The 26,876-nt window shown below is 34.5% G+C and carries 23 protein-coding genes; 10 read left to right on the top strand and 13 right to left on the bottom strand.

Going from position 1 to position 26,876, the window contains the following annotated elements; all coding sequences use genetic code 11:
- Positions 1-28: 28 nt before the first annotated feature.
- Positions 29-2,407, top strand: a complete 2,379-nt coding sequence (gene pbpC, locus OQ292_RS06480; protein WP_284685238.1) for a penicillin-binding protein 1C — start codon at positions 29-31, stop codon at positions 2,405-2,407.
- A gap of 1 nt (position 2,408) precedes the next feature.
- On the opposite strand, the gene OQ292_RS06475 is transcribed toward pbpC, so the two are convergent.
- Together OQ292_RS06475 and OQ292_RS06470 are read right to left on the bottom strand one after the other, a co-directional pair.
- Positions 2,409-3,926: a DUF5060 domain-containing protein gene (locus OQ292_RS06475; RefSeq protein ID WP_284685237.1), complete on the bottom strand. Its 1,518-nt coding sequence runs from the start codon at positions 3,924-3,926 to the stop codon at positions 2,409-2,411.
- Between the two features lie 104 nt (positions 3,927-4,030).
- A complete protein-coding gene (locus OQ292_RS06470; RefSeq protein ID WP_284685236.1) occupies positions 4,031-6,259 on the bottom strand; it encodes an OmpA family protein in 2,229 nt (742 codons plus the stop codon).
- 241 nt (positions 6,260-6,500) lie between these two features.
- Here OQ292_RS06470 and OQ292_RS06465 point away from each other — a divergent pair, with 241 nt between their 5' ends.
- From OQ292_RS06465 to OQ292_RS06450, 4 genes are all read left to right on the top strand, one after another.
- Positions 6,501-8,186 (top strand): capsule assembly Wzi family protein, encoded by a 1,686-nt coding sequence (locus OQ292_RS06465; RefSeq protein WP_284685235.1) that lies wholly within the window; start codon positions 6,501-6,503, stop codon positions 8,184-8,186.
- A gap of 58 nt (positions 8,187-8,244) precedes the next feature.
- A complete protein-coding gene (locus OQ292_RS06460) occupies positions 8,245-8,799 on the top strand; it encodes an RNA polymerase sigma factor (protein ID WP_284685234.1) in 555 nt (184 codons plus the stop codon).
- A 26-nt stretch (positions 8,800-8,825) separates the two neighbouring features.
- Entirely contained in the window at positions 8,826-9,542 is a 717-nt protein-coding gene (locus tag OQ292_RS06455) for a hypothetical protein (RefSeq protein WP_284685233.1), read from the top strand.
- A gap of 76 nt (positions 9,543-9,618) precedes the next feature.
- Positions 9,619-10,536: a DUF4097 family beta strand repeat-containing protein gene (locus OQ292_RS06450; protein WP_284685232.1), complete on the top strand. Its 918-nt coding sequence runs from the start codon at positions 9,619-9,621 to the stop codon at positions 10,534-10,536.
- 48 nt (positions 10,537-10,584) lie between these two features.
- On the opposite strand, the gene OQ292_RS06445 is transcribed toward OQ292_RS06450, so the two are convergent.
- Positions 10,585-11,928: a saccharopine dehydrogenase family protein gene (locus OQ292_RS06445; RefSeq protein ID WP_284685231.1), complete on the bottom strand. Its 1,344-nt coding sequence runs from the start codon at positions 11,926-11,928 to the stop codon at positions 10,585-10,587.
- Between the two features lie 46 nt (positions 11,929-11,974).
- On the opposite strand from OQ292_RS06445, the gene cdd reads away from it, so the two are divergent.
- Positions 11,975-12,457, top strand: coding sequence for a cytidine deaminase (gene cdd, locus OQ292_RS06440; protein ID WP_284685230.1), 483 nt, complete (start codon positions 11,975-11,977; stop codon positions 12,455-12,457).
- Between the two features lie 70 nt (positions 12,458-12,527).
- Here the strand turns inward: cdd and OQ292_RS06435 are convergent, their stop codons facing one another.
- The 5 genes from OQ292_RS06435 to OQ292_RS06415 all read right to left on the bottom strand — a co-directional run bounded on the left by OQ292_RS06435 (position 12,528) and on the right by OQ292_RS06415 (position 17,919).
- Positions 12,528-14,327 (bottom strand): acyl-CoA dehydrogenase FadE, encoded by a 1,800-nt coding sequence (locus OQ292_RS06435; RefSeq protein ID WP_284685229.1) that lies wholly within the window; start codon positions 14,325-14,327, stop codon positions 12,528-12,530.
- A gap of 229 nt (positions 14,328-14,556) precedes the next feature.
- Positions 14,557-15,978 carry a pyridoxal phosphate-dependent decarboxylase family protein gene (locus OQ292_RS06430; RefSeq protein ID WP_348970608.1) on the bottom strand — a complete coding sequence of 474 codons (1,422 nt, stop codon included), beginning with the start codon at positions 15,976-15,978 and terminating at the stop codon, positions 14,557-14,559.
- A gap of 12 nt (positions 15,979-15,990) precedes the next feature.
- A complete protein-coding gene (locus OQ292_RS06425) occupies positions 15,991-16,536 on the bottom strand; it encodes a hypothetical protein (protein ID WP_284685228.1) in 546 nt (181 codons plus the stop codon).
- Between the two features lie 28 nt (positions 16,537-16,564).
- Positions 16,565-17,392: a hypothetical protein gene (locus OQ292_RS06420; RefSeq protein ID WP_284685227.1), complete on the bottom strand. Its 828-nt coding sequence runs from the start codon at positions 17,390-17,392 to the stop codon at positions 16,565-16,567.
- Positions 17,393-17,394: 2 nt separating this feature from the next.
- A complete protein-coding gene (locus OQ292_RS06415) occupies positions 17,395-17,919 on the bottom strand; it encodes a MotA/TolQ/ExbB proton channel family protein (RefSeq protein WP_284685226.1) in 525 nt (174 codons plus the stop codon).
- 297 nt (positions 17,920-18,216) lie between these two features.
- Between OQ292_RS06415 and OQ292_RS06410 the strand changes: the two genes are divergently transcribed.
- Both OQ292_RS06410 and OQ292_RS06405 read left to right on the top strand, forming a co-directional pair.
- Entirely contained in the window at positions 18,217-18,849 is a 633-nt protein-coding gene (locus OQ292_RS06410) for a peptidoglycan-binding domain-containing protein (protein WP_284685225.1), read from the top strand.
- Between the two features lie 7 nt (positions 18,850-18,856).
- Positions 18,857-19,198, top strand: a complete 342-nt coding sequence (locus OQ292_RS06405; RefSeq protein WP_284685224.1) for a hypothetical protein — start codon at positions 18,857-18,859, stop codon at positions 19,196-19,198.
- 40 nt (positions 19,199-19,238) lie between these two features.
- Here the strand turns inward: OQ292_RS06405 and OQ292_RS06400 are convergent, their stop codons facing one another.
- The 5 genes from OQ292_RS06400 to OQ292_RS06380 all read right to left on the bottom strand — a co-directional run bounded on the left by OQ292_RS06400 (position 19,239) and on the right by OQ292_RS06380 (position 24,611).
- Positions 19,239-20,057: a mechanosensitive ion channel family protein gene (locus OQ292_RS06400; RefSeq protein ID WP_284685223.1), complete on the bottom strand. Its 819-nt coding sequence runs from the start codon at positions 20,055-20,057 to the stop codon at positions 19,239-19,241.
- 129 nt (positions 20,058-20,186) lie between these two features.
- Positions 20,187-21,290, bottom strand: a complete 1,104-nt coding sequence (locus OQ292_RS06395) for an anhydro-N-acetylmuramic acid kinase (RefSeq protein WP_284685222.1) — start codon at positions 21,288-21,290, stop codon at positions 20,187-20,189.
- 52 nt (positions 21,291-21,342) lie between these two features.
- Positions 21,343-22,191, bottom strand: coding sequence for a DUF350 domain-containing protein (locus OQ292_RS06390; protein WP_284685221.1), 849 nt, complete (start codon positions 22,189-22,191; stop codon positions 21,343-21,345).
- Positions 22,192-22,198: 7 nt separating this feature from the next.
- Positions 22,199-23,728, bottom strand: a complete 1,530-nt coding sequence (locus OQ292_RS06385) for an FAD-dependent oxidoreductase (RefSeq protein WP_284685220.1) — start codon at positions 23,726-23,728, stop codon at positions 22,199-22,201.
- A gap of 109 nt (positions 23,729-23,837) precedes the next feature.
- A complete protein-coding gene (locus tag OQ292_RS06380; RefSeq protein ID WP_284685219.1) occupies positions 23,838-24,611 on the bottom strand; it encodes a sulfite exporter TauE/SafE family protein in 774 nt (257 codons plus the stop codon).
- 173 nt (positions 24,612-24,784) lie between these two features.
- On the opposite strand from OQ292_RS06380, the gene OQ292_RS06375 reads away from it, so the two are divergent.
- Together OQ292_RS06375 and dnaJ are read left to right on the top strand one after the other, a co-directional pair.
- Positions 24,785-25,366, top strand: a complete 582-nt coding sequence (locus tag OQ292_RS06375; protein ID WP_284685218.1) for a nucleotide exchange factor GrpE — start codon at positions 24,785-24,787, stop codon at positions 25,364-25,366.
- Between the two features lie 36 nt (positions 25,367-25,402).
- Positions 25,403-26,545, top strand: a complete 1,143-nt coding sequence (dnaJ, locus tag OQ292_RS06370) for a molecular chaperone DnaJ (RefSeq protein WP_284685217.1) — start codon at positions 25,403-25,405, stop codon at positions 26,543-26,545.
- The last annotated feature ends 331 nt before the right edge of the window (positions 26,546-26,876 follow it).

Below are 26,876 nucleotides of genomic sequence, written 5' to 3'. Positions count from 1 at the left end.
CAAAATGGTGAGTATCTAATCATAAAATATGATTCGGTTTGTGCGTAAGTATCCTTATCACTTTAGTGTAGTGATATTAATTTTATCAATAGCTTATTATTTCTGTCTTCCATCACCATTGTTTGAAACCCCCTATACTACAGTACTTAAAGATAGAAACAATGAATTGCTAGGAGCTATTATAGCTGATGACGGACAGTGGCGATTCCCTAAAGCCGATTCAGTTCCTGAAAAGTTTAAAAAAGCGATTACAACTTTTGAAGATTCTTGGTTTTACTATCATCCTGGGTTTAATCCTGTTTCTTTAGTACGAGCTACCATTCAAAATCTAAATGCTGGAAGGGTTGTAAGTGGGGGTAGTACATTAAGTATGCAAACAATCAGGCTGGCTCGAATGGGTAAATCAAGAACTTTTCTGGAAAAATTTATAGAAATTATTCTGGCAACAAGGCTTGAGTTTTCCAATTCTAAAGATGAGATACTTGCTTTATATTCTGCTCAAGCGCCATTTGGTGGCAATGTAGTGGGTTTAGAAACAGCCTCTTGGAGATATTTTGGAAGAAAAGCAGATGAGTTATCGTGGGGAGAAACGGCTTTGTTGGCAGTTTTACCTAACCAACCTTCTTTACTTTTTCCCGGAAAGAATGAAGACAGATTGCTGAAAAAACGCAATCGTCTAATAGATAAACTCTTTGATGAAGGCTATTTGGATAGTCTTACTTGTGAGTTGGCTAAGTCTGAACCTTTACCTGCTGCTCCATTGCCACAACCTTCTCTTGCTTCGCATTTACTAACAAGGCAAATTAATGAAGGAAAAAAAGGAAAGGCAATTAAGACAACGCTTTCTAAAAGTTTACAGAAAAATGTAAATACTATTATCGATAAGCATCATCAATATTTAAAAGCCAATGAAGTATACAATCTGGCTGCAATGGTGATAGAGGTAGAAAGTGGCGAGGTGCTCGCTTATGTGGGAAATACCAATGTAAAGGAGAAGGGAGATTTTGGAGATGCAGTAGATGTTATAACAGCTCCAAGAAGTACAGGTAGTATAATGAAGCCATTTTTGTATGCAGCTATGTTGAATGAAGGCTTTATTTTGCCTAAAACATTATTGCCAGATATACCTACATATATCAGTGGTTTTGCGCCACAAAATTTTAATAGGCGATTCGAAGGGGCAGTTCATGCAGATATTGCGCTAGCTAAATCTCTGAATATTCCAGCAGTGCGTATGTTGGCAGATTTTAGTGTAGAAAAATTCTATTATAAATTGAAAGAGTTAGGTGTTTCAACACTTACAAAAAATCCGGGACATTATGGTTTGTCATTAATCTTAGGAGGAGCAGAAGCTACATTATGGGATTTAGCAGGTGTATACGCAGGTATGGCAAGAACTTTAAATCGTTTTGATCAACTCACACCTTATCATTATCAAAAAAATACTTATTACTCTCCAAAACTAAATTTTACAGATCATACCGTTAATGCAATTTCTGATAAAGGTACAGAGCAACATGCTGAATTAAGTGCTGCGTCTATTTGGTTCTCTTTTGAAGCAATGTTGAAAGTTTACAGACCAGGAGCTGATGCCAATTGGGAATTATATGAAACATCAAAGAAAATTGCTTGGAAAACAGGTACAAGTTATGGGCATCGTGATGCTTGGTCTATTGGAGTTACTCCCGGATATGTTGTTGCTGTTTGGGTTGGTAATGCGGATGGAGAAGGTAGACCGGGCTTAACTGGTTTGACTGCTGCTGCTCCAGTTTTGTTTGATATTTTTGGCTTACTGCCAGATAAAGGTTGGTTTAATCAACCTCATGACGAAATGATTGAAGCTGAAGTTTGCAGAAAAAGTGGTTATTTAGCTACAGAGAATTGTACGGAAAAGGATAGTGTGTTGATTCAGGAAACTGGTATTAGAACCTCGCCATGCCCATATGAGGTTTTAGTACATCTTGATAAAACTGAAAAGTTTCAGGTGAGTACTGCTTGCGAGAGTGTGAGTAATATGACACATAAAAGCTATTTTGTATTGCCTCCAGTGCAAGAATGGTACTATCGATTCCGCCATTCAGATTATAAACCTTTACCTCCATACAGACCTGATTGTCTTTCTGATAACTTTACTGATAATAAAATTATGCAGATGATTTATCCAGTTGGCACTGCGAAAGTTTTTATTCCAAGAGAACTGGATGGAAAACTAGGTAATGCAATTTTTGAAGTTGCTCATAGAAAACCATCTACCAAAATATATTGGCATTTGGATGAAGAGTATCTTGGTGAGACAGTTCAGTTTCACGAAATGGCTTTGCACCCTTCATCAGGAAAGCATACACTTACCTTAGTGGATGAAAATGGCGAGGTACTAGAACAAAGTTTTGAAGTAGCTGATAGATAAGCTACTTTTTAATCTCTATCACTCTCAATGCTAAATAAGGTTTTTGAGGTAAATCCACAAAGGTTTTTCCGCTATAAACGCTTTCTGCTTTTGTAATAGTCATATTCCAAGTATCTATTATTTCTGCAGTGTATTCTTTGTCTTCTGGCAAATCTAATGCAGCAGCAACTTGTTGCGCATTTCCAAAGTAATGTAGAAAATACTCGTCTTCTTTATATAAATAGGTGCTTTTGTTCCACGGGCTTTCATGAGGTACAACTCCGTTGGCAGGTGCGTCTTCCATTATTGATCGCATAAAATCGATACGTTCTGGACTTTTGCCATATAGTTCACCTCCTTTCGACCACCAAAGCACTGTATCGGCGTTCAAGTAAGTTTCACCATGAGTAGCATAACCTCCTCTAGTGTATGTAATCCAGAATCTTTCAAGCATTTCTTCACCTGTTAAATTGCCCCAATCTGTTGGTATATTACCCTCATAAACACATTCGTCAATTAATATAGGTTTCTGAAATTCATTTCTCCACTTCTGAATATTGAGTAATTCTATAGTTTGGAGACTAAGATGGGTAACCCAAGGTTTGGTGTAATCATACCATTGAATGGCATTATGGATTGATCTTAAATGCATGTAAGGGTCTTCTTCCATCGTAATTTTAAAGAGTCTGTCCCAATCATCCATATCCATCGACTTCATAATTTCAAACTCATTACAAAGTGACCACCAAATGTTTCTATATGATCCAAGTCGAGCAATAATGTATCTTAGATATCTGTCATTTACATCATCGGGCATACGGTCAAAACCCCATGTTCCAAAGTCATATGGATGAAATAAAATAAGGTCGGCTTCTATATTCAATGCTCTTAAAGAATCGATACATTTTTCTAAATGCTGAAAGAATTTTGGGTTAAACTGCTCATAGTTCCAACCATCTTCTTTTGTTCCTTCAAATGGATAGAATTGCGGATCAGTTCGAATATATGTGCTATAAATTTTAGGGAATACACACATCCTAATTTTGTTGAAAGCATTGTTACTTAATGTTTCTATTGTCTGGTTTATGAGTTCGTCTGGCATACTCGTCCAAGCATAACTAGTTGTACCAACTGGGTAATAGGGAGTGCCATCAGCATATTCAAATTGGAAAGTTTCTTTTACTTTTACTGGGCCGTGGTTATCTGTAGAAGGTGAAATGCAGTTGAATTTACCTTTTTTTTCATCAAGTGCCTTTATGTTACTTTCTGTGATGTATGTCCATTCACCAGTTTTATCTGGCATAAATCTGATTTTATAATTTCCATCACCATCATAAAAGCCAGAGACTTCGAGCTGTCTGTTTTTGTATTGAAAAGTGGCAGAAAGATTTACTTCTGTATAAGGTTTTTTATTTGTTTTCGCTTTTAGAACTACTTCGAAAATATCCCACTGTTCTGTTTGAGCGAAAGATACAAAGCTGTATATCACAAATAGAAAACAGGTAATTAATAACTTTTTAATAAAGTGAAGACTATTCATTTTCAGTATTTAATAGATGTAGCCTTAATTAAGTAAAAAATAAGGAAATAAAAAAGGCTACTCCATTTCTAGAGTAGCCTTTGGGTGTCAATTGGTTTATGCTATTATCTAATATGTATTTCAACTCTTCTGTTTTGGGTTCTACCAGATTCAGTTGAATTATCAGCAATTGGTTTTTCCTCGCCATAAGATTTTGTAACAATCATCTTTTTGTCGATACCATTTTTACTGAGATATTTTGCAACTTCTTTAGCACGTCTCTTTGATAGTTTCAAGTTATAAGGTGCATTACCAACACTATCGGAGTGACCTTCTATTAATATTTCAACAGTAGCTCCTTTTTTTACTGACGAAATAATTCTTTTTAATTCCTCCTCAGAATTCTCATTGATATTCGAGCTATTAGTTGAAAATAAAATTGACTTGTTAAGTGAGTAACCAGATTTAGAACTAGCAGTAGCAATATCAGAAGGATTAATTACTAAAGTTTTCTCAATGTCTTTAGTTTGAGAAGTTTTAAATTCTGATAAATTATCAACTGTTTGTCCGTTGCTAGAAACTTTAAAATAGTATGATTTACCATTTACAGACTTAAAATTTCCTTTAAACTCACCATCCACTGTATTAGTTGATGCTACAACTTTTCCAGATTTGGAATCAATTAACTCAACTAAACCATCAAGTTTGTTTCCGTTAGAAGAAGTAAGTAAACCATTAAGTGTATATTCTTTTTCCAGTTTGTTGTAATCTTCAGCTGGAATAGAAATATTCTTTTTGATGGTTTCGTTTGCTGAATTTGTTCTTGGAACAGATATATTTTGAGTGCTAAATGGCTCTTTACCATCTTTGTAATCATCAGAATAAAGAGCTACTTCATAGTCTGAATTTGCATCTAAAGAAGCATTAAACTTACCATTTTCATCAGATATTGCTTGATATTTATCGCCGTATGCTGTGTTTTTAATTGCTACTTTTACTTCACCAACATTTGCTTGAGATTCGTTTTCTACGATTATATTGGCTTCAAGAAAAGCAGGTAATATTTTTCCAGCATAGTAAATATCCATACCGCCTTTACCTCCTTCTCTATAAGATGAGAAATAACCATGTGTTTCACTTTTATCTAAAACAAAATACATGTCGTCTCCTACAGAGTTTATTGGCATTTCAAGGTTTTTAGCTTCACTCCATTTGTTTTCAGCTTCATTCCAGTGAGAAACAAAAATATCATATCCACCAATAGAGTTATGGCCTTTAGAGCTAAAATAGATGGTTTTTCCATCATTAGTTACGAATGGACAATCTTCGTCGGCTTCAGGTGAGTTAATCTCTGGTCCTAGAAGTTCGGCTTCATTCCAGTTTCCATCTTTACCTAGAGTAGCTTTATATAGATTTAATATTCCATTTTTCGATTTTCTCGAAGAAGAGAAAAACATTGTTTGGCCATCAGCTAAGACAAATGCATGAGACTCATAATCTTTTGAGTTAATAGATTTACCTAAAGGTTGCGGGTTTACCCAACTACCATTTTCCCTAGTTGCCATGTATATATCACCCCCATTGTTGATGCGATATAATAGCATCTTATTGTCATTATCAAAAAGCTGAATACTTGCATCGTGTCTTTCAGTATTAATCGATGCACTTAAGTTTTCAGGATCGCCTACAGGTAAATATCCATTTAAGTCTACTGTATAAATATTTTCAAAATATTCGCCATTCTTTTTTTCCTTCCTGTCAGTAGCTTCCTGATTTTTAGAAGTGAAAATTAATGTTTTGCCATCTGTAGACATCAAAGGGCTATGATCTGCAAATGGAGTATTAAGATTTTCTGGTAAGTCTTCTACATAAAACTCAGGTTTTTGATTTTTGTACTCATCAATAACATCAAGTGCGCTTAGAATACTTTCTATCTCTGTAAGCTCTGAGCTTTTTTCTGATAGATTAGATTTGTACTCACTTAATTTTTCACGTGCTTTTTGAGTTTCAAGGTTTTGATAATAAGCAATTCCTAACCAGTAATTACTCATTTTTGTATCTACTTCAGGATTAATTTTTAATGCCTTTTCAATACTTTCCTTACCTTTTTTATTTTCTTGTAAATTTAACTGACTAATACCAAGATAGTATAGTGCAAGTGCATTGTTAGAGTCTTTAGAAATAACTTCATTCAAAGCGTTTTCCGCTTTATTATATTCCTCTAAGGATACTAATTTAATTGCTTGGTTTATCTGTTTATCGATTTCAGACTGCGCGTACGTAATGCTGTTTATAGTAATTAGCAATACCAGAGCTAAAAAAGGTTTACAGATTTTCCTTTTGATGTTTTTCATAAATTAAGGCTTAAAATCAAATCAAAAAAGAAAAAAGTGTTTGACAGTTAGCTAGGAGATTTAGATTGTTTGATGAACGAACCTTGTCTATTTTCTATATATGTTACATGAAAAAAAATGATTACGCGTTCAAACTAAAAAAATTGTTTGATTTGACGTAAGCATAAGTTTATTTTACTTTTTTGACTTTTAAGCTCTGAAATAAGAGTATATTCCCATTCTTGTATTTTTTTATTTGTATATGAAATATTTGTTAATCCCTTTATTTAGTATTATTCTAATTTCTGAACTTGCCGCACAAACCAGCACTTTTGCTCCATTAAATCAAGATTATTACCACTGGATAGATCGCTACGAGTTAAAGCAGAAGCAGTTTTCAAGCACATTTTATAGCTCTGTAAAACCATATACAAGAAAAGCAATTGCTGGTTTTGTTGATAGTCTTTATCAAAAAGGAATTGTACTTTCTGAACAAGATAAATTCAATTTACAATACCTTTCAAATGATAATTGGGAATGGTCAAGTACTCAAAATAATGAAAGTAAAAAGCCGATTTTTAACAAGTTTTATAAGGTTAAAAGTGACCTATACCATGTAAAGGAAAAAGATTTTGATTTACATGTAAATCCTGTTTTAGGCTTTGGAGTTGGTACAGATAATATTGTAGAGAACACGTTGTTTACGAATACTAGAGGAGTGGCTATACGTGGTGTTATAGCAAACAAATTAAGCTTTTATACTTTCCTTACAGATAATCAAATTCGTTTTCCTTATTATGTGCAAGAAGAGATTGCTAAGATGGGAGCAATACCGGGAGAAGGCTTTTGGAAAAACTATAATAACGATGCCACTGACTTTTTTACTGCAAGGGGTTATATACAAGTACCAATTATTAAAAACTACATCTCAGCACAATTTGGCCATGATAGAAATTTTATTGGTAATGGTTATCGTTCGCTTATTCTCTCCGACAATGCTAATAATTACTTGTTTTTAAAGCTTCAGACCAAGATTTGGAAATTCCAGTATACTAATTTGTTTGCTAAAATGACTACTGAAATTAAGCAGACAGGAGGCCAAGGTAAACCAGTCTCAAATAAATATCTGGCATTTCATCACCTTAGTTTAAATCTTACTAAGAATTTCAATTTGGGACTTTTTGAATCCATTATGTTTGGTGTACCAGATAGCCTAGGTAATGGGTATAATATGGACTATTTAAACCCTATTATTTTTTACAGGTCAATAGAGCATGATACAGGTGATTATGGCAATGCCATTCTAGGTCTCGACTTTAAATGGAACGCGTTTAAAGGGGTACAGTTTTACGGGCAGGCAGTGTTAGATGAATTGATCGTTAGTGAGTTTCTCTCTGGTGATGGCTGGTGGGCAAATAAACAAGCAGCACAGTTAGGTACTAAGTATATTGATGTAGCTGGTATATCAAATCTCGATTTACAACTCGAATGGAATTTGGTAAGGCCATATACCTATAGTCACTACAATGATGAAATGTATTCCAATTATCAGCATTATAGCCAAGCACTAGCTCATCCTACAGGAGCGAATTTTAGAGAGTTGGTTGCTATTCTCAGGTATCAACCAATTGGTAGATTGTTTTTAACAGCAAAAGGTGTTTTTACTAAAACAGGTTATGATGGTGAGGATGAAAATTGGGGTAGTAACATATTCCTCGATTATAATTCTAGACAAATGGAATATGGAGTAAAAACAGGTCAAGGTATTGCTACCAATATTACCTTTCTAGATTTTACAGCTAGTTATCAGTTTAGACATAATATCTTTTTTGATCTTAAGCAGACCATTAGAAAAGTAACTAGTGATAGTGAAGTTTTTGAGATGGACAACAGCATTACGTCACTTATATTTAGATGGAATTTACCTCAAAGACTAATGGAATTTTAAAATATTTTCCCAGCATGCAACCCTCTCTTATAAGTACTGTCTTTATTATGAATTTAGATTGAAAGCTCAACTGGAAAAAGAAATGCTCATTCTGCTTGAAAAATGCATGCAGGGAAACAGGCAGGCTCAATACGAAGTGTATCAGCAATATTCTAAGGCAATGTTTAATATTTGTTTTAGAATACTGAACAACTATGAAGAAGCTGAAGATGTTTTGCAAGAATCATTTGTAAGTGCATTCAGAAACTTATCATCTTTTAAAGGTGATGCAACTTTTGGTGCTTGGTTAAAACGAATTGTTATTAATCATGCGATTAATGCTATAAGAAAGAAAAAACAATCTCTAGTGTCTATTGATGAGCACCCTGTGGATATTCCCGAGCCTGATAGCGGAAAAAACATTGATGAAAACGACATAGAATTCAATGTTGAAAAAATTAGAAAGGCGATGGAGTTGTTACCAGAAGGGTACCGAATTGTGTTTTCACTCTACTTATTGGAAGGATACGACCACAGTGAAATAGGAGAAATCCTAGGTATATCCGAATCAACTTCTAAGTCTCAGTTAAACAGGGCAAAAAAGAAGTTAAAAGCTATAATGGCTCAGTACTAAAGGTTTCATTTAAATGAATTGATTAAATGGATAAACTGGAAAAATATATAAAAGAGAATAAAGAATCATTTGATAAACTTAGCCCTTCAAACAAGGTGTGGCAAGGCATAAATGATTCTCTCAATACAGCGCAGTTAAAAGGTTTTATTGGCGAAAACAGGAAGGAGTTTGATCAAAAAGAGGCATCAACAGGATTGTGGGGAAAAATTAGTGGGGAGCTTGAAAGTGAAACTGAACAAAGTCATTTATCTATAAGTAAGCCAGTAAAAGAAACTCGAAAACTAGTGCCTATTGCTTACTTATGGAGACTTGCAGCAGTATTTACTGTGTTTTTGATAGCCATTGTTTGGGTTCAGTTCAAAATTATGAACTCAAATAATAATTCAGGTCAGCATGAATCAGAAGGCATGACAGTGAAGGAGGGTTTGGCTCAAATAAACCCGGAGTTATCAGAAGCTGAGACTTATTACGAATCAATGATCGCAGTAAAAAAAGAGGAGTTGATGCAGTATGATTTGGTTTCTTTAGGACTAAATGAAGAGTTTAAATATGATTTGGAACATCTTGATTCTGCTTATACCGAAATTAAGAATGAACTTTTGAAGGGCACTGAAAATGATTTAATAGTGAAAGCACTAATAGATAATTTACAGTTGAGAATGGAGATTCTGAACAGACAACTAGAGATATTAAAAAGTATTAAAAACACGGGACAAAATAATGATGATGTTATTCAAATATAGGCTTATTTACCTCTATGTCTGCAGTTTATTTTTATTGCTAACAACCAACGTGCAGGCTCAAAGGCGAGGGTATGAATTGAGTAAGAAGAAAAGTGAGCAATATACTGTATCTACTAATGATAAATTGGTGATAGAAAACCGCTTTGGCGAGGTGAAAATAAATACTTGGACGAAAAATCAATTGACTGTTGATATTGTAATCACTACATGGGGAAGAAATGAGGAAACAGCCCAAGATTTACTTGATAAAATCGATATAGACCATAAAAAGAGTGGTAGTCTCATTACTTTTGAAACAAATATTTCTAAGAGTTCTAATAATAACAATAAGTCTGGTTTTGAAATTAATTATGAGGTGAATATGCCACAAAGCCTGTCATTAGATTTAGACAATCGTTTTGGACCAATTTATATTGGCAACCATACAGGTTCATTAGAGTTGGTAAGTGCTTATGGAAGTATTAATGCAAAACGATTGATGGGAAAAGGTTCCGAAATTAAAGTGAGCTATGGTTCTGCTACAATTGAAGAAATTGGCTCTGGTACTTTAAAGTCGAGTTATTGTGGCTATGTGGAAATAGGCAAAGCCGGAACCTTAATTATAGATGATAGAAACGGTAAAGTGGAGATTGATGAGGCAGATGAACTAGAAGTTGAAAGTGCTTATTCTCATTTTAGATTAAGGCAGTTAAATCACAGACTTGAGTTAGAATCTAAATTTGGAGGTGTTGATATAGAAAATGTAAAAAGTAGTTTTTCAAGAATAGATATAGAAATTTCCTATGGCTCACTCTCATTAGATTTAGAAGATACGCCCGATTTTGTTTTTGATGTAGATGTGTCTTATGGCAGTTTTAATACAAATATTTCAGGAGTTGAAATAAAGAAGCAAATCGAAGGATATACTTCCGCAGAGTATAGTGGTTATAGAGGAAAAGGAGGAACTTCTTTTGTATCTGTAGAGTCTTCTTATGGGAGTGTAAAATTCAATTAAGAGTAAAATCCTCAATGTCTTAATATATGTACATTGAGGATTTTGTATTTAAACCCAATCTTCAGTTGTTTCATTAAACTGAATACCGTAAGCCTCTAAAACAGCCAAAACTGGTTCATAAATAGATTTTTTTGTTGGTATTTTTACACCTGTATCATTAATCTCACCTCTTAAAATTAATTGTGTAGCAATACCTACTGGCAAACCAACTGTTTTAGCCATTGCTGTTTTTTCTGTGTCCTCGCCAGTTACAACCATAGAAGAAGTTCGTCTTTCTTTTTTACCATTAAGATTGTAAATAAACTGGTGCCACATTACAATCATATCTTTATCATCAGGATCAAGTGACCATTTGTCTTCGAGTATTTTTTGGAGAATCTGGGCAGGAGTGGCATTTTTTAAGCCTACTTTTTTATCACTAAAAACACCTAACCATTCTAGTTTTTCCATAACATCAGAATCTTGATCGAGGTGTAAATAATGCATCAGTTTAAGCTCAACTGAGTCGGTTGGATTATAGCTTAAAAAAGAGTTGATAAACTGTCGATAGGTCATATTCTCAGAATCTTCAATTTTGTATGAATCATCCGTTGCACCTAATTGAACAAAGGCATTCCATGCCCTACAATAACCGGGTCTGCGTAGGGTGCCTCTAAAAATAGTGGGAATTCCTCTTAAGTTATACGCATCAATATATTTTAGTGAGTCGCGGTTAGGATATCCTTCAAATCTTCCAAAACCTTCAATATCAATAATTTCTGTTCTTCTAAAAAGTCTGTGATAAGGGATGTATTTATATCTATCTTCTTGTATAAACTTTACAGTTCCTTGTCCTGCAAGTACTACATTTCTTGGGTTCCAAGTGAATTTGTATTTCCAAGGATTATCTTTTTCGCTTTCGGGAGCTAATAAACCACCTGCAAAAGATTCGAAGTTGAGCATTTCGGCTCCGGCATCTCTTAAACTATCAATTATCTTCATGGCGGAGAGGTGATCTAAACCGGGGTCTAGACCAATTTCATTGAGTAGAAGTACACCTTTATCTTTTGCTTCTTTATCTAACTGCTGCATATCTTCCGATACATAAGAAGCAGTTACCATATTTTTTCCGTATTTTACACAGTTTCTCGCAACATACATGTGTAAAAATGCAGGAACCATAGATATTACGATATCAGCAGCTTTTACCAATTCGGCACAAGCTTCATTATTATTGACGTCTAAAGTAACTAGATGAGCATCTTTAGAAGATACTTTGCTTTTAAGAGTTTCCATGTTGGCGTCAGCAAAAGTTAGCTCCCAGTTTTCTTTGCTCTTATTTTGAAGTAAGAAACTGATTAACACATTTGAAGATCTACCTGCACCGATTAATAATATTTTTTTGCTTGCCATTGGTTAAAGGATTTATTTTATTGACATATCAAATCAAGAAAAGAATATGCCTGAAAAAATTGTTTTTAGTACTACTGCTAATTTATATAAAAATGAAAATCTCCTGCCAAATAATGGGAAAATGCTTATCGAAAAAGCAAGGGAGGCTTGCCAAGGAGCTTATTCACCATATTCTAATTTTTGTGTAGGGGCAGCTTTAATATTGGAAGATGGCGAGGTTGTAACAGGAGCAAACCAAGAAAATGCCGCTTATCCTTCTGGTTTATGTGCAGAACGCTCAGCTATTTACTGGGCTGGTGCTAATCATAAAGGAAAGAAAATAAAGGCAATAGCAGTTACTGCACATCGGACTGGAGAAGATAAGTTTTTAGCAGTTTCACCTTGTGGAAGTTGCAGGCAAGCAATGTTAGAATATGAACATATACAAGAAGGAAATATAGAAGTATTGCTTGAAAGTGATGGTGGTGTTTTGGTTTTCCCCTCGGTAGCTTCTTTATTACCGCTTCAATTTGATAAAAAGAGTTTGTGAAACATTATATTTAAGGGCATAAAAAAAGTCGCTCGATTAAGCGACTTTTTGCTTGTAATTATATAATTGATCAAAATATGTAATCACTTTTTTCGAGCATTGCATCTGCAATCTCTCTTCTGAGTTTATGCGTATTTACCAGATTAGTTAATTTGGTATATCTCTTTAAACCCATGAGCATTACTTTTTGCTCGTCCCCTTTTACAAATGCAGCGATAGCTTCTTTGCCTGCGACATTTACTTTATCAACTGCTTCGAATAAATTGATAAGAGCAATGTTTTTTTGCAGTTTTACAGCTTCTTCTCCTTTAGAGCTCATTAATTTTTCTACTCTCAGTATGGCTGATTCGGCGGCATATACTTCCACCATCATATCTGCAATGTTCATCAGTACTTCTTGCTCATCATTTAGTTTAGGGCCAAAAGTTTGAGCAGCTTTACCAGCAACCATTAAGATGGCCTTCTTCAAGTTTTTAATTACTGATTTCTCTTCGGCAAATGGGATACTGGTATCGATTGAAGCAAAAGAAGGTACAGATGTTAATTCTTTAGCAACATCCATTGCAGGCCCCATTAAGTTTAGTTCACCTTTAAGTGCTCTTTTAAAGGTCATACCTACCAAGAGCATGCGGTTAATTTCGTTGGTACCTTCGTAGATTCTAGAAATACGTGCATCTCTGTAAGCTCTAGACATTGGCGCTTCTTCTGAGAATCCCATACCTCCGTAAGTTTGTACACCTTCATCAACTACATAGTCAAGCACCTCAGAACCATGAATTTTAATAATGGCGCATTCAATAGCGAACTGTTCTGTAGCTTTAAGTTTAGCTTCAGATTCATCCATGCCATTGGCAATCATATCATTAATTAAGTCTTCTATATCTTGACCAGCACGATAAGCAGCAGATTCAGTAACGAAAGTTTTAACTGCCATTTCAGCTAATTTCTGTTTAATAGCTCCAAACGTTCCGATTGATTTACCAAACTGTTTTCTCTCATTAGAGTAGTTTACAGCATTTTTAGCAACCATTTTACATCCACCAATTACGCCAGCACCCAATTTAATTCTACCAATGTTTAGAATGTTCACCGCGATTTTAAATCCATTGCCTCTTTCTGAAAGCATATTTTCTATTGGTACCATGCAATCGTTAAAGAATACTTGGCGAGTAGAAGAACCTTTAATTCCCATTTTACGCTCTTCGTCGTTCATGGTAATGCCACCAAAGGTTTTTTCTACAATAAATGCAGTGAGGTTTTTATCGTCTTCGATACGAGCAAATACAATGAACAAGTCTGCAAATCCAGCATTGGAAATCCACATTTTTTGTCCATTAATTTTGTAATGTTTGCCATCTTCAGTTAACTCAGCTTTGGTTTTTCCTGAGTTAGCATCTGACCCTGCATCTGGTTCTGTAAGGCAATAACAGGCAGCCCATTCACCAGTAGCCAGCTTTGGCAGATATTTCTGTTTTTGTTCTTCGTTTCCGTAGTAAAGAATTGGAAGTGTACCAATTCCAGTATGCGCACCATAAGTAGTTGAAAAAGAACCTGCTGAACCAATTACATCGGCAATGAGCATAGAAGTATTAAAACTCATGCCTAATCCTCCGTATTCTTCTGGAACAGCAATTCCCAATAGTCCGAGTTCTCCTGCTTTATTGAAGATGCTACGCATCAAACCTTCTTTATAACTATCTATGTCTTCAATTTGAGGAAATATTTCGGTATCAATGAAGTCCTGAGTAGCCTCAGCCATCATTCTTTGTTCTTCGGTAAATTCTTCAGGGATGAAGATATCTTGAGCTTCGGTTTCTTTGATTAGGAATTCGCCACCTTTAATGGCTTTTTTAGCAACTGATGCATCCATATTTACTTGTTGTTTTTTTACTTATTAAAAACGGTAATCTCCATAAGAATGTTATGCATGCATAACATATTAAACAAATATATAAAATTTTTTATTTATTATGCATGCATAATAAAACAATTTTTTTGCAAAAAAATTTCACATGCTTAATTATTATAATTTATAATTAAGATTATAAGTATTTCAATATGAATGAGTTGTGGTGTCTTGAGTGTGCTTTTTGAGCGAGTTAACTTAAATCTTTAATACAACTAATTAACAGTTTCCAGAATTTTTCTACATGAGTTTGTTCGACGTTAGTTTGCCCTGTAACAACTCTAATTGTATATTTCCCTTTGATTTTGGTGTGTGTGATAAAGAAATTACCTGTTTGATTTATTGCATTTAAAAGTTGTGTATTCATCTTGGTAAGTGTTTCTTCATCATTAATATGAGTCGGGTGATATCTGAAACAAACAAGATTAAAATTAACAGGAGCTAGAATTTCAAAATCTTCGTTTTCGTTGATCCAACTTTCTAGCGATTGGGCAAGCTCCATATGTGATCTCAGTTTTTGTTGTAAACCTTTTACGCCAAAGTTTCTTATAACAAACCAAAGTTTAAGTGCTCTAAACCTTCTGCCGAGTTGGACGCCCCAATCTCTGTAATCATTTACTTTACCTCTCGAAACAGTTTTTAAATATTCTGGGAGAATTTCAAAAGTTCTAAGTAAAGCCTCTTTATCTTTAACATAGTAAGCTGTGCAATCGAAATTGACGAATAACCATTTGTGAGGATTAAAAACAAAGCTGTCTACATCTTCTATTCCTTCAATCATCCAGCGGTATTCTGGTAAGATGAGTGCAGAACCAGCATAAGCAGCATCTACATGAAGCCAGCAATTATATTTTTTACATATAGCAGCAATTTCTTTTAACGGATCAACTGCGGTTGTACTGGTGGTACCTAAAGCTGCTACAACACAAATAGGCTTTTTGCCATTTGCAATATCAGTTTTTATGGCTGTTTCAAGCGCTTCTGGATTCATGGCTTGATTATCATCTGTACTTATCTTAGTGAGGTTTTTTTTACCGATTCCGGCAATCTTTACTCCTTTCTCTACACTTGAATGAGTTTCTGTAGAACAATAAACAGTGAAATGCTCGTCTGAAGAAAAGCCTTTTTGGTTAACCTGATAGTTGCTGTATTTTTCTCTAGCAGTAAGAATCGCTACCAAACTGGCAGTTGAAGCAGTGTCTTGAATTACACCATGTAGATTTGCAGGTAACCCAAGCATTTCTTTTAACCAGTTCATGGTTTTCTCTTCGAGTTCAGCAGCGGCGGGAGATGTATCCCAAATCATACACTGAGCACCCATAGTTGCTGTGAGCATTTCGCCAAGTATCGATGGGAAACTGTTGTTTGCATTAAAGTAGGCGAAAAAGCCGGGATGTTGCCAGTGAGTAATTCCCGGTAAAATCTTTTCTTTAAAATCATTCATTATTTCAGGAAAAGACTCACCTTCTTCTGGTGCCGAATCTGGGAGTTGCTTGTAAATATCTCCGGGTGAAACTTGAGATTTTACCGGATAGTTTTCAATATTTTTAAAGTAATCAGCCATCCAGTCAACAAGTTCGTGTCCTTGCTTTCTGAATTCTTCTAAATCCATCATGTTGGTAGTTGTTTATTCTTGTATGGTAAAATTTATTTCCTTTTCTTCCAGAATGTCTTTTATTGCTCTTTCTTCTGCATAAGTGAGGTTACCCGCAAGTTTTACTTGAAAAGGCAAGGTATAATCATTATCAGCAATTCCTTCAATCAGGTTGTCATAAGTCTTATCATTAATATTATATATAACAGAAGCCCCTTTTTTAGTAGCAACCAACGAATTGTAAGTTCTTAATTCTTCTGCATCAGGTATTAATGTGCTATCAGATTGGGTGGAGTCTATAGTTGAAGTTACCTGTTGAGTAGTATCTAGAGTTTCGATAGTTTCTGTAATGGCAGAAGTATCTTGTATAGATGAATCTGAAATAACTTCTTGTTGTGTGGATGGATGCAAAGAATCTGAATCATTTGCAATGCTATCTGTTCCGGTATTTTCATTTTGACCAATTTCTCCATTTCCTGTAAGGCCAGTTCCGGGGCCTCGCATAAAATAAATGATTAGTAGTAATACTGCTATAATTAATAGGGAAAGGGGAAATGGTTTAGATTTTTTGTTACTCATTATCTTCTTTTATAAAATTTATTCTGGTTTACTCATTTGATAGTGGATAAAAGCCCAAAGGTGCAAAGAAAACTTTTTTACCACCTGCTTCTCGCACAATTAATTCATTATAAAAATTTCTTGAAACTTTTTCGGTAATTCTAATAGCTCCGCGCATTGCCTGTTCAGAATACCCAAATGTAATAAGAACTATTTCTCCGGGTTTTTGATTACTACGCCTTAAATTTTCGTAGTGATCTAGTAAAGTAGTTTGCAGGTTTTCTGAAAAATCATTTCTAGCTACATCTGAAAAATCTCCAGTTTCACTGTCAAACTCATTGAGCTGAATTGGGCGAGTAATACCATCGATTCTAATTACATTTCCAGAATCAAGATACACACTAATTACAGAAGCAATAGATTCTAGCTCACTTAAAACATAAATTTTTTCTATTAAACCTTCTTGCTGTGTTAGCTGAAGATTTTCTAGTTTTTCGGTAAAGGTTTTGTAATCTTCTGCTGAGAGTTCATTATCAAAAACCTTTTGTTGGAGGGTTAAGTCAGTTTCATTAAATAATTGGCTCAGTTTCTCTGAGATAGAAACAATGGTGCTCTGCAAAGTATTTTGCTGAATTTTTAATTCTTGTCTGTATTTCAAGATAGAATCTTCTGACGCACTCAAATCATCTTTAAAAGCTTGGTTTAATTCTAGTTGTAAATCGCTGATTTGTTGTAGGCTGTCAATCTTTTGTTGCAGGTCGCTAATTTGTGCTTCGGTAATTTTTTTCCCTTCTTGCGCACCAATAAGCAATACAAAAACCAGTATCAGAAAAACATCTATAAGAGGAGTAAGGTCTGTAATACTTCTGATTTTCATAATTATTCTTTTTCAAACAGGAAGCGAGCTACATCTACAGTAAGTGTATTAATTCTCTCAGAAACGAGTGTATAACTACCTGATAAAAAGCTTTCAAAAAATTTAAAAAATATAGCGAAGAGTACTCCTAGTAGTGTAGAAACCAATGCTAGGGCAAAAGAAGATTGCACACTTGAAAAATCTACCACTGCGGGGATAATACCCAAAACAGTACCGCCCACACCAAGTAAAGGAAACACCGAAATCATTCCTGTGAACAAATGGTACCAGCGTGTGGCTTCTCTGTACATTTCTTCCCAGCGATGAAAATCATCTTTGCCGAGTCGCTCAGCAGCATCTGGTTTGCCCAACCTTTTACTGATGAGTTTTTCTAATACAGATTCTCCGGTGTATAATTCTTTTTTTAGTAGCTGAATATGTTGATAGGCCTTGTAAAGAAAAAATGTATTAACAACCGCCAATAGTAAAATTAATATGTTATAACCGTCTCCAAATATGGAAGTAGTGATGATACTGTTATTTTCCATAAAATTATCCCCAATAAAGCTTATTCTTGTAATAGTGATTTACTAAATTACCCTTGTAAAATGAATTTACAAGAAAGAAAGGCAAGTGTTTGAAAATAAAAAAGCCGGATTTAGAAAATCCGGCTTTTCGATCGGCTGTTTTTAAATTAAATCTCTGTGTTCCCATAAGGAAACAGTACAAAGTTACTGTTTCAGCATAGGAGTGTTAGTAATACTCGTTGAGTTGAGACAGTTGGACGCCCAGTTTTCAAAATTGCCAGTTAATTGTGAACATAAATTATCTGAAACAACGCAAGCATGAAAAAGCTGGCTTACCTAATTATTATTCTGGCTTTACCAATTTTGGTTTTTTTTCAGTATCAGTCTTATACTAGGTTTAACCCTCCATTTAATCTGAGTTTTTCTCCTACTGATAGTTTGGATATGGCTTACCATAATCCTTTGGTGGTAGAGGAGTATCATAATTTACTGTATCAAATACCTGCATTTGCAAGAAGCAAATGGGCTAATGAGGGTATAGACGTAAGATTTCCGGATGAAGGTGATGAAGATAGCATAGAAGCTGCAACATATTATGATAATATGTTGACATCTCTTAAACTCTTAGAAAGTAAACTGAAAAGTGCTTACCTACTTAAACAGCAAGGTTTTGATAATGCTGCTATAAACGAAATGGAATTAAAAGGAATTTCTCCTCAAACTTATAAAATGCAAAGTGCTACATATATGATTGGTAGTAAAAAAGGGGAGAAAAACAGTGCGGTTTGGGAATTACAAAAACATTTATTGAAGAAAGGATACGACATACCCAAAGATGGTATATTTGATATTGAAACAGAAAATGCTTTAAAAGACCTTCAATCTAAAAATGATTTGTACCCTTCGGGAATTGTTGAGGAAAGTGTTCTTCCATTTCTGATTATTAACTAAAAAAATTATGGCAACTGAAAAAAACGAAACGGCTACTTCAGCAAATGATGCAAAAATTGATGCGATTAAGCAGTTAATTTTTGGTGAAAACATCAAAGAATACGATGGTGAATTTAAAAAGATTAGAGAAACTATTAATCATGTTAAGCAGGAGATGAATGAGAAGCTGGAAAATACTGCCAGTGAATTAAGAAGACTGATTGATACTGTAAATGCTGAACAAAACAGTAAATTAGATAAGCTTAGAAGTGATATGGATGCAGAAGTTGCTCAGCTTAAACAGCAAAAACTAGATAGACAGCTTTTGGGTGATCTGCTTCAAGAGATAGGAAATAAGATAAAAGAATAAGAGACTGACATTATATATCAGTCTCTTATATATGATAAAATTAATTTTCATTTATAATGTGTGCATCAACCTGAGGAAAGGGAATACTGATTCCTTCTTTGTCGAATGTTAGCTTTACATTTTCTGTCATATCGAATTTAATCGGCCAGTAGTCTCCTGCATTACACCAAACTCTTACAATTAGGTTTACAGAGCTATCTGCTAATTCAGAAACAACAATAAACGGTGCAGGATCTTTAAAGATTCTCTCGTCAGCAGCAATAAGCTGGCTTAAAGTAGCTTTTGCTTTTTGAATATCATCTCCATATCCGATACCAAATACAAAGTCAACACGTCTGGTTGGCTCTGCTGTAATATTTGTAATTGGGCTATTAGCAAGTGGGCCATTCGGAAGAATGATTGTTTGATTGTCACCAGTTTTTAAGATGGTGTTAAAAATCTGAATTTCGTGAACTTTAGCAGTAAATCCTTGTGCAGTAATTACATCACCGACTTTAAATGGTTTAAGAATTAATATTAAAACACCACCTGCAAAGTTTGATAAACTACCTTGTAATGCTAAACCAACAGCTAAACCTGCAGCACCTAGTACAGCTACAAAAGAAGTAGTTTGAATACCCACCATAGAAGCAACTGTAATAATTAAAGCTATTTTAAGTAGTGCTGATATTAAGCTTTTAAGAAATGGTTGTAAACTTGGATCAACCTCTTTTCTAGAAAGCCCTTTACTTACAGCGTTTACAATTGATTTGATTACTGCAAAACCAATAAGCAGAGTAACAATTGCAAGAACTACCTTGGGAACATAGATCATAGCCAGCTTTATGGCTTCTTCAGTATAAACTTGAACATTATCCATTTTTAGTTTCAATTAAAAGTTTAAATAGAGATGATTGTATTTGTTGTAAAAAAAATAAATACGCTAAAAAAATTAAAGTCATTTTAGTCGAATTGAGAGAAATTTACTTTCGATGATATTATATCCTATTTAACTAAGGTGAATTGCTCCACCAATAGAATCTTTCTTTGCACCTGTTACACTTGCAAGTGTATTCACTTCTCCTTTCCATCTTAAAACTCCCAAAAAAGCAAAAATTAATGCTTCTTTAAATTCGATGAGTGTTTTATCAGGTATATGTAATTCGACATTAGGTATGTATTGCTTAAGTGTTTGGATAAGGAATTGATGATGCGCTCCTCCTCCAGTTATCAACATTTTTTGTTTTTCTTGCTTTTCATTAGCCAGGTAATCACAAGTTTGTTTTAGTTGATAAGCTATATGATGTACAAAAGTATGAGCAATATCTTGAACATCATAAGGAAAGCGCTTTAATAAAGGAAGTACTTCTGCTAAATACCATTCTTTACCTAAAGATTTAGGCCCTTGCGTTTTAAAAAAATCTAATTGGTTTATCGCTTCAAATAAATCTTTTTTGAAATTACCTTCAGCTGCCATTTCTCCATTATAATCAAACTCCATCCCTTTTTCTCTGGCGAGGTAATTTAATGCCATGTTACAAGCGCATACATCAAAAGCAAGTCGTTTAAAATCTTTGTTTGCAGAAATATTGGCAATGCCACCAAGGTTAAGGCAATAATCAAACTCACTAAAAAGTAAATCGTCACCAATTGGTACTAATGGTGCTCCTTCTCCTCCTAGAGCTACATCGGTAATTCTAAAATCGTTTATAGTTGTACAACTGGTTCTGGTTGCAATACAAGCACCATTACCTATTTGTGCAGTAAAACTGTTTTCGATTTGGTATTTATCTGGTTGATGGAATATGGTGTGCCCATGCGAAGCAATAAAATCTGGAGTTATTTTGTGTTCTATTAAAAACTCTCTTATTCTATCGCCAATATAATTACCTAATTGCCAGTCTGCTTTTACAAAATCTAATGCACTGGCAGTTTCTACAGACACTAATTTTTCTTTCCAGTCGTCGGAGTAGGGAAGGGTTATCGCTTCTGAAATTTCGTATTGCCAATTGTCGTCACCTTCTTTTTCAAATGTGCAGAATGCTAAATCTAAACCATCTAGAGATGTGCCCGACATAACCCCCAATACTTTGTATGTTTCTTTATTATTCATTCGATTAGTAATTAGCTGGTTTAAGTATTTTGTTTAAATTATATCATTCTTTTTAAAGAGTAAAGAATAAGACTAATGAAAATCCGATTGATACAAACATTTCTAGCAAGCCTGCTCCTATGTTTTTGTCGTTGGCAATTTCATGGTTTAGGTCTGAGTGAGGTATTATTAGTTTGTCGAAGAAAAAACGAACAACCACAAGGTAAACTATTACTAATGATACATCAAAAGCCAGTAGTAATAAACTACCTGACCAGCCTATAAAATCACCTGAAACTGCTTTCATAGCTATAATTCCTATCGCAATTAACCCACCTGCAAAGCCGAAACCAGCGGCTAGATTTCCTTTCTCTACTTCATCGTGAACAGAATACGAAATGAATTTTTCATATAAAAGTGCAAACACAATCAGAATAACCTGCCCTATAGCAAAAAATATTAAGGCTAATGCAGGGCCTCCACCTTCGCCACTTACAGCTCCACCAATTACAAGTCCAGAAGCTATATAAGAGGCTCCTTGTATTAAACCTGCACTGCTGTTTCTAAACTTAATAATTTGCTCTATGTTAGAAAACTTTCTTAAAATCAATTTATCATTAATTATTCTGGCGAGGTTAAGACAGAATACTCCTCCAATAGAATAGCCACCAACAGCAATTAAATCTTCCCACAAGCCAACATGTGGACCATTAATAACACTTAAAAAAATAATGGTAATACCAGCTAAATATCCAGTAAGACTTATTGCCAATGCGTGGTTATCGGTTTGTGTAAGTTCTCGGTTAACACTATATGGTGTAAGTAAGTCATTAATCCATTTCGCAAATAGAAATACTATTGCATAAAGAATAATTATTAAAACTGAACTGATGGCTTGTTCTGTAGTATCAAATATTTCCATTCGTGTTTTAAGCTTTATTTGGGAAAATTTCATTTACAGCACAAATTCCTGAATCTACTGCTTCGAGTAATAAAGGTAATCGGCTGTTATCTACCCCGGCAAATGCCAGATTTTTATATTTTCTATTTTGGTTTTTGTCATTAAAAAGATAACCCGGAACAGGAATTGGCATAGCATGCCCCATTACTTTAATAAATACTTTTTCTACAATTGGTGAAAACTGTTCTGGCCTTAAACCAAAATACCAACCAACGTTTTCTGCAGTTTGTGAAACTAGCTGTTGGGCTGTTTTCTCAATGTTTGCCAAGTTTTTTCTCTGCCACGAAGGAAAACAATAATAAGCCGATAGCACTCTAGGCTTGCCAGTACTGTATTGCGCATTAGAATCTACAAAACCAAGGAATGATTTGTCTTGCAGTAGCACTTCGTTTTGCCAGTAGCCTTTATTCAGTTCATTTTCTTTTAATACAAAATTTACTACCATCCAAGGAGCATACTGGTTAGACTCAAACAATGGGTATTGATCTGGAAGAATGTATTTTAAAGCATGCTTTTGTCCTGCATATATAATGTTGGCAGCTTTAATCTTTTTTATCTTTTTATTATTGATGTCAACTACATCTACTTCAAAACCGCTATTAGTTTTGTTGATACTTTTTACTAGATGGCTTATTAAAATCTGATCGTCTGAAAGTGTTGATGCAATCTTATTAGCAAAATAGAAATTGCCCTCTGGTGGAGAAAATATTTCTATTTCTGAAGTTCTATATGGTCGGTTTGCATAATAATACATTCCGGCTAGGGCAGAAACTTCGTGTGTTTCTCCACTAAAATCGTCGAGCATTTGGTAATCAATTGCCCGAGTTAGCTCAGGAGTGATTTCTATATTTTCTTTTAGATAATTGAGAAATGTATCATTATTAAGGTGTCTTACCTTTTCTGGAATAGATCGAGTTGGAAGCATGTAGTTTCCAAGCTGTGCATCCATAAAATCCAGAAATTTTAGTACAACTTCACCTTCTGGCAAAACATCGTCTCGAAATTTACCACCAGAAAAACACTGTGATTCGTAGAAAGTTTTTATGAGGTATTGCTTCTCTGTATATTCCCAAAGAGCAGCTTGTTTATTATAATTTAATATGCTCAAATTCTCAAAGAAGCCGAGGCTTTCTTCGCCAAAGTAATTAGGGTAAACCAAATCGTAATGAGCTCCTTGGCAGAAATGCGCACCTTTATATGTCTCACTTCCCGAAGAGCCACCTATTCTGTCTGATAACTCACAAACTATACAATCTTTCCCTGGAGCATTTGCAGCTGCTGTGAGTCCAGCAATGCCAGCACCTACTACTAGCAGTTCTGTTTCTAGTTGCTCCGATACCTCAAAGTTCTCACTTTGCATGATTAGGTGCCCACTAGACATATCAGAGTGGATGTTAATATCAAAATTACTTTCTTCCCAACTGCCATATTCTTGTTTGCAGGATAAAATTGGAAGGAGTGATAAAGAAGAAAGTTTGATAAAATCCCTACGTTTCATGCTAAATAAAAAAATTGTATTATTGAAAAAGCAAGATAATTAATTTTTGTTTTTTGTATATATGAGATACAAAATTTTTAATAACTATTTAAGTGCTTTTGTTTTATAGTTAAAAATGTATCAGCTCAAATACACCAAATACTTTTAGAATGGTTACTATCATCATCAGAATAAGTATTTTTTTCATCCACGCTCCGGCATTAGGTGATCTCACTGCAAATCTGGCAGCGATAAAAGTACCAAGAGCTTGTCCTGAAGCAACCCAGATTCCCATTGGCCAGTTAACCTGATCTGTATATATAAATATGAGAAGTACAGGAAGAGAAAAAAGTGTGAAAATTAGAATTTTAACAGCATTTGCACTTATCAGGTTATAAGAACTCAAAACACCTAAAGCTACTAGAATAAATAAGCCTGTGCCAACCTGAATAAACCCACCATAAAAGCCAATTGCAAAAAAGGAAATGTATTGTAACCAAAGATATTTATCACTCTTGAGGTTTGCTTTTACATATTGAAGAGGTTCAAAAATGGTAATAAGCAGAAGTATTGTCATTATAATACCGACAATAATTTCAAGTAAATCTTTACTTGTTTCAGTAGCGACTATGGCACCAGATAATGCACCAAATAGCGCCGGAATTGTAAATTTTAAACTTTGCTTAAAAGGTAAAAGGCTATTTTTCTGAAATGTACGGATTGCTATAATGCATTGAGCTAGTGTTCCGATACGATTTGTACCATTAGCAATATTTACTGGCAAACCACCAAATATTAATACAGAAAGCGTAAATACCGATCCACTTCCTGCCATCGTATTGACTGCCCCCGCAAGAATACCGGCCAAAAACATTAACAGATAATGGTACCATTCTAAATGCATAAATTAAAAAATGTCATTTTGAACTTTAAAGCTAGACTATATGTATGTCTTTTTTTAGTATATGTGCCGATATTTCTATTTAATAAATTGGCTTTGCGTCATTTTGTCATAAATCTTTGAATAGGCAATATAATTGGTGCATATTTGCGGGATGAAAAAACCAAATTAAAAATATGGGCAAGGATCAAACTACAGAAAATCAAGAAGAACAAAAAGTAGAAAATACTGCTGAAGAACAAGAAGAACAAAGTGCAGCAGAAGAGGCAAAAGGGAAGAAAGAATCTAAAAAAGAAGACGGTCCTCTAGAAAAACTACAAGGCGAACTCACTGAGAGCAAAGATAAATACCTGAGGTTATACTCAGAGTTTGAAAACTACAGAAGAAGAACTTCAAAGGAGAAAATCGACTTTATGAAGACGGCTACAGAAGATCTTATAAAAGATTTATTGCCGATTCTAGACGATTTTGAAAGAGCTCAAAGTTCATTTCCAGAAGCTAAAGATGATGAGAAGGATCCAGTGAGAGAAGGATTTGATCTTATATACAAAAAATTTAAAAATACTCTTGAAAAACAAGGAGTAACAGAAATAGAAAATCCAAAAGGCAAAGAACTAGACACCAACTTACACGAAGCGATTACACAGTTCCCTGCACCTAGTGAAGACTTAAAAGGAAAAATAGTTGATCAGGTAGAGAAAGGATATATGTTGGGAGAAAAGGTGGTACGTTTTGCTAAAGTAGTAGTGGGGATATAAAACCTTCACCACTCAAAAAATTGAAAAATAATTATAATGGGCACCAAAAGAGATTATTACGAAATTCTTGGTGTAAGCAAATCTGCTGCACCCGAAGAGATTAAAAAAGCTTATCGTAAGATAGCCATTAAATACCATCCGGATAAAAACCAAGGCGACAAAGAAGCTGAGGATAAGTTTAAGGAGGCTGCCGAAGCTTATGAGGTATTAAGTAACCCTCAGAAAAAACAAAGATATGATCAATTTGGTCATGCCGGAGTAGATGGTGGAGGCTTTGGCGGTGGTGGAAATATGGATATGGATGACATATTCTCCAGCTTTGGCGATATTTTCAGTGATTTCTTTGGTGGCACCAGAGGTGGTGGCGGTAGAGGTAGAGGTGTTAAAAGAGGTAAAGATTTACGTGTAAGGTTGTCTTTAACGCTTCAAGAAGTTGCTAATGGTGTTGAAAAAACTATTAAGGTACCAAGATATCAATCTTGTGATTTGTGTGGTGGCAATGGTGCAAAAGATGGAACAGCACTAAAAACTTGTGGTACTTGTAATGGTACAGGCCAAATAAGAAAAGTTGTAAATACCATGTTAGGGCAAATGGTTTCTACCAGTACATGTCCTACTTGTGAGGGAGAAGGTCAGATTGTTGATTCTAAATGTACAAAATGTCATGGTGAGGGTAGAGTACAGCAAGAAGATGTAATTAATGTAAAAGTACCTGCTGGTGTTTCTGAAGGTGTACAACTTTCTATGTCTGGTAAAGGTAATGTACCAAGAAGAGGAGGCGTTGCTGGAGATTTAATTATTCTTATCGAAGAGAAAGAAGATGAAAATCTTAAGAGAGATGGCTCAAATGTACATTATGCATTATATATAAGCTTTATAGATGCAGTGCTCGGAACTACAGTAGAAGTACCTACAATAAATGGAAAAGTAAAAATTCCTATTAACGCAGGTACTCAAAGTGGCAAGGTACTTCGTTTGAGAGGTAAAGGAGTAAAAGAACTCAATGGTTATGGTGTAGGAGATCAATTGATACATGTAAATGTTTGGACACCTACTACACTTTCTACTGAAGAGCGTAATACACTTGAAGAATTGAGAAATTCACCGAATTTTGATCCAAAACCTACTAAAAAGGAAAAATCTGGATTCTTTGACAGAGTTCGTGAGTTCTTTGAATAAGAATAATACTTACTTTAAATAGATTCTAAACCTGATTGCTACTGCAGTCAGGTTTTTTTATTTAACTATACTAAGCTTTAGTTCTAAAAAACCAATAAAAATGTTGAAAAAATAGACAAAACTTACATGTGTGGTTTACTTAGGAGTTGTTGCGTTTATTAATAATCAAATAATATAAAATATGCCTCTGAGGCTATTGTAAACCCAAAAAATACTTTTCTTATTAGTTTGTTGCTTAGTTAATATATGTAATATTTTGATTGAAAAACATTTTCTCTATTGATTTCTTTTAAAAAACCGCATATTTTTAACATATACTTTTAATAAAAGA

The organism is Chondrinema litorale (genome assembly GCF_026250525.1).
Classification (GTDB): Bacteria; Bacteroidota; Bacteroidia; order Cytophagales; family Flammeovirgaceae; genus Chondrinema; species Chondrinema litorale.
The sequence above is the reverse complement of the archived record's forward strand: the minus strand, read 5'-3'. Positions and strand labels throughout refer to the sequence as shown.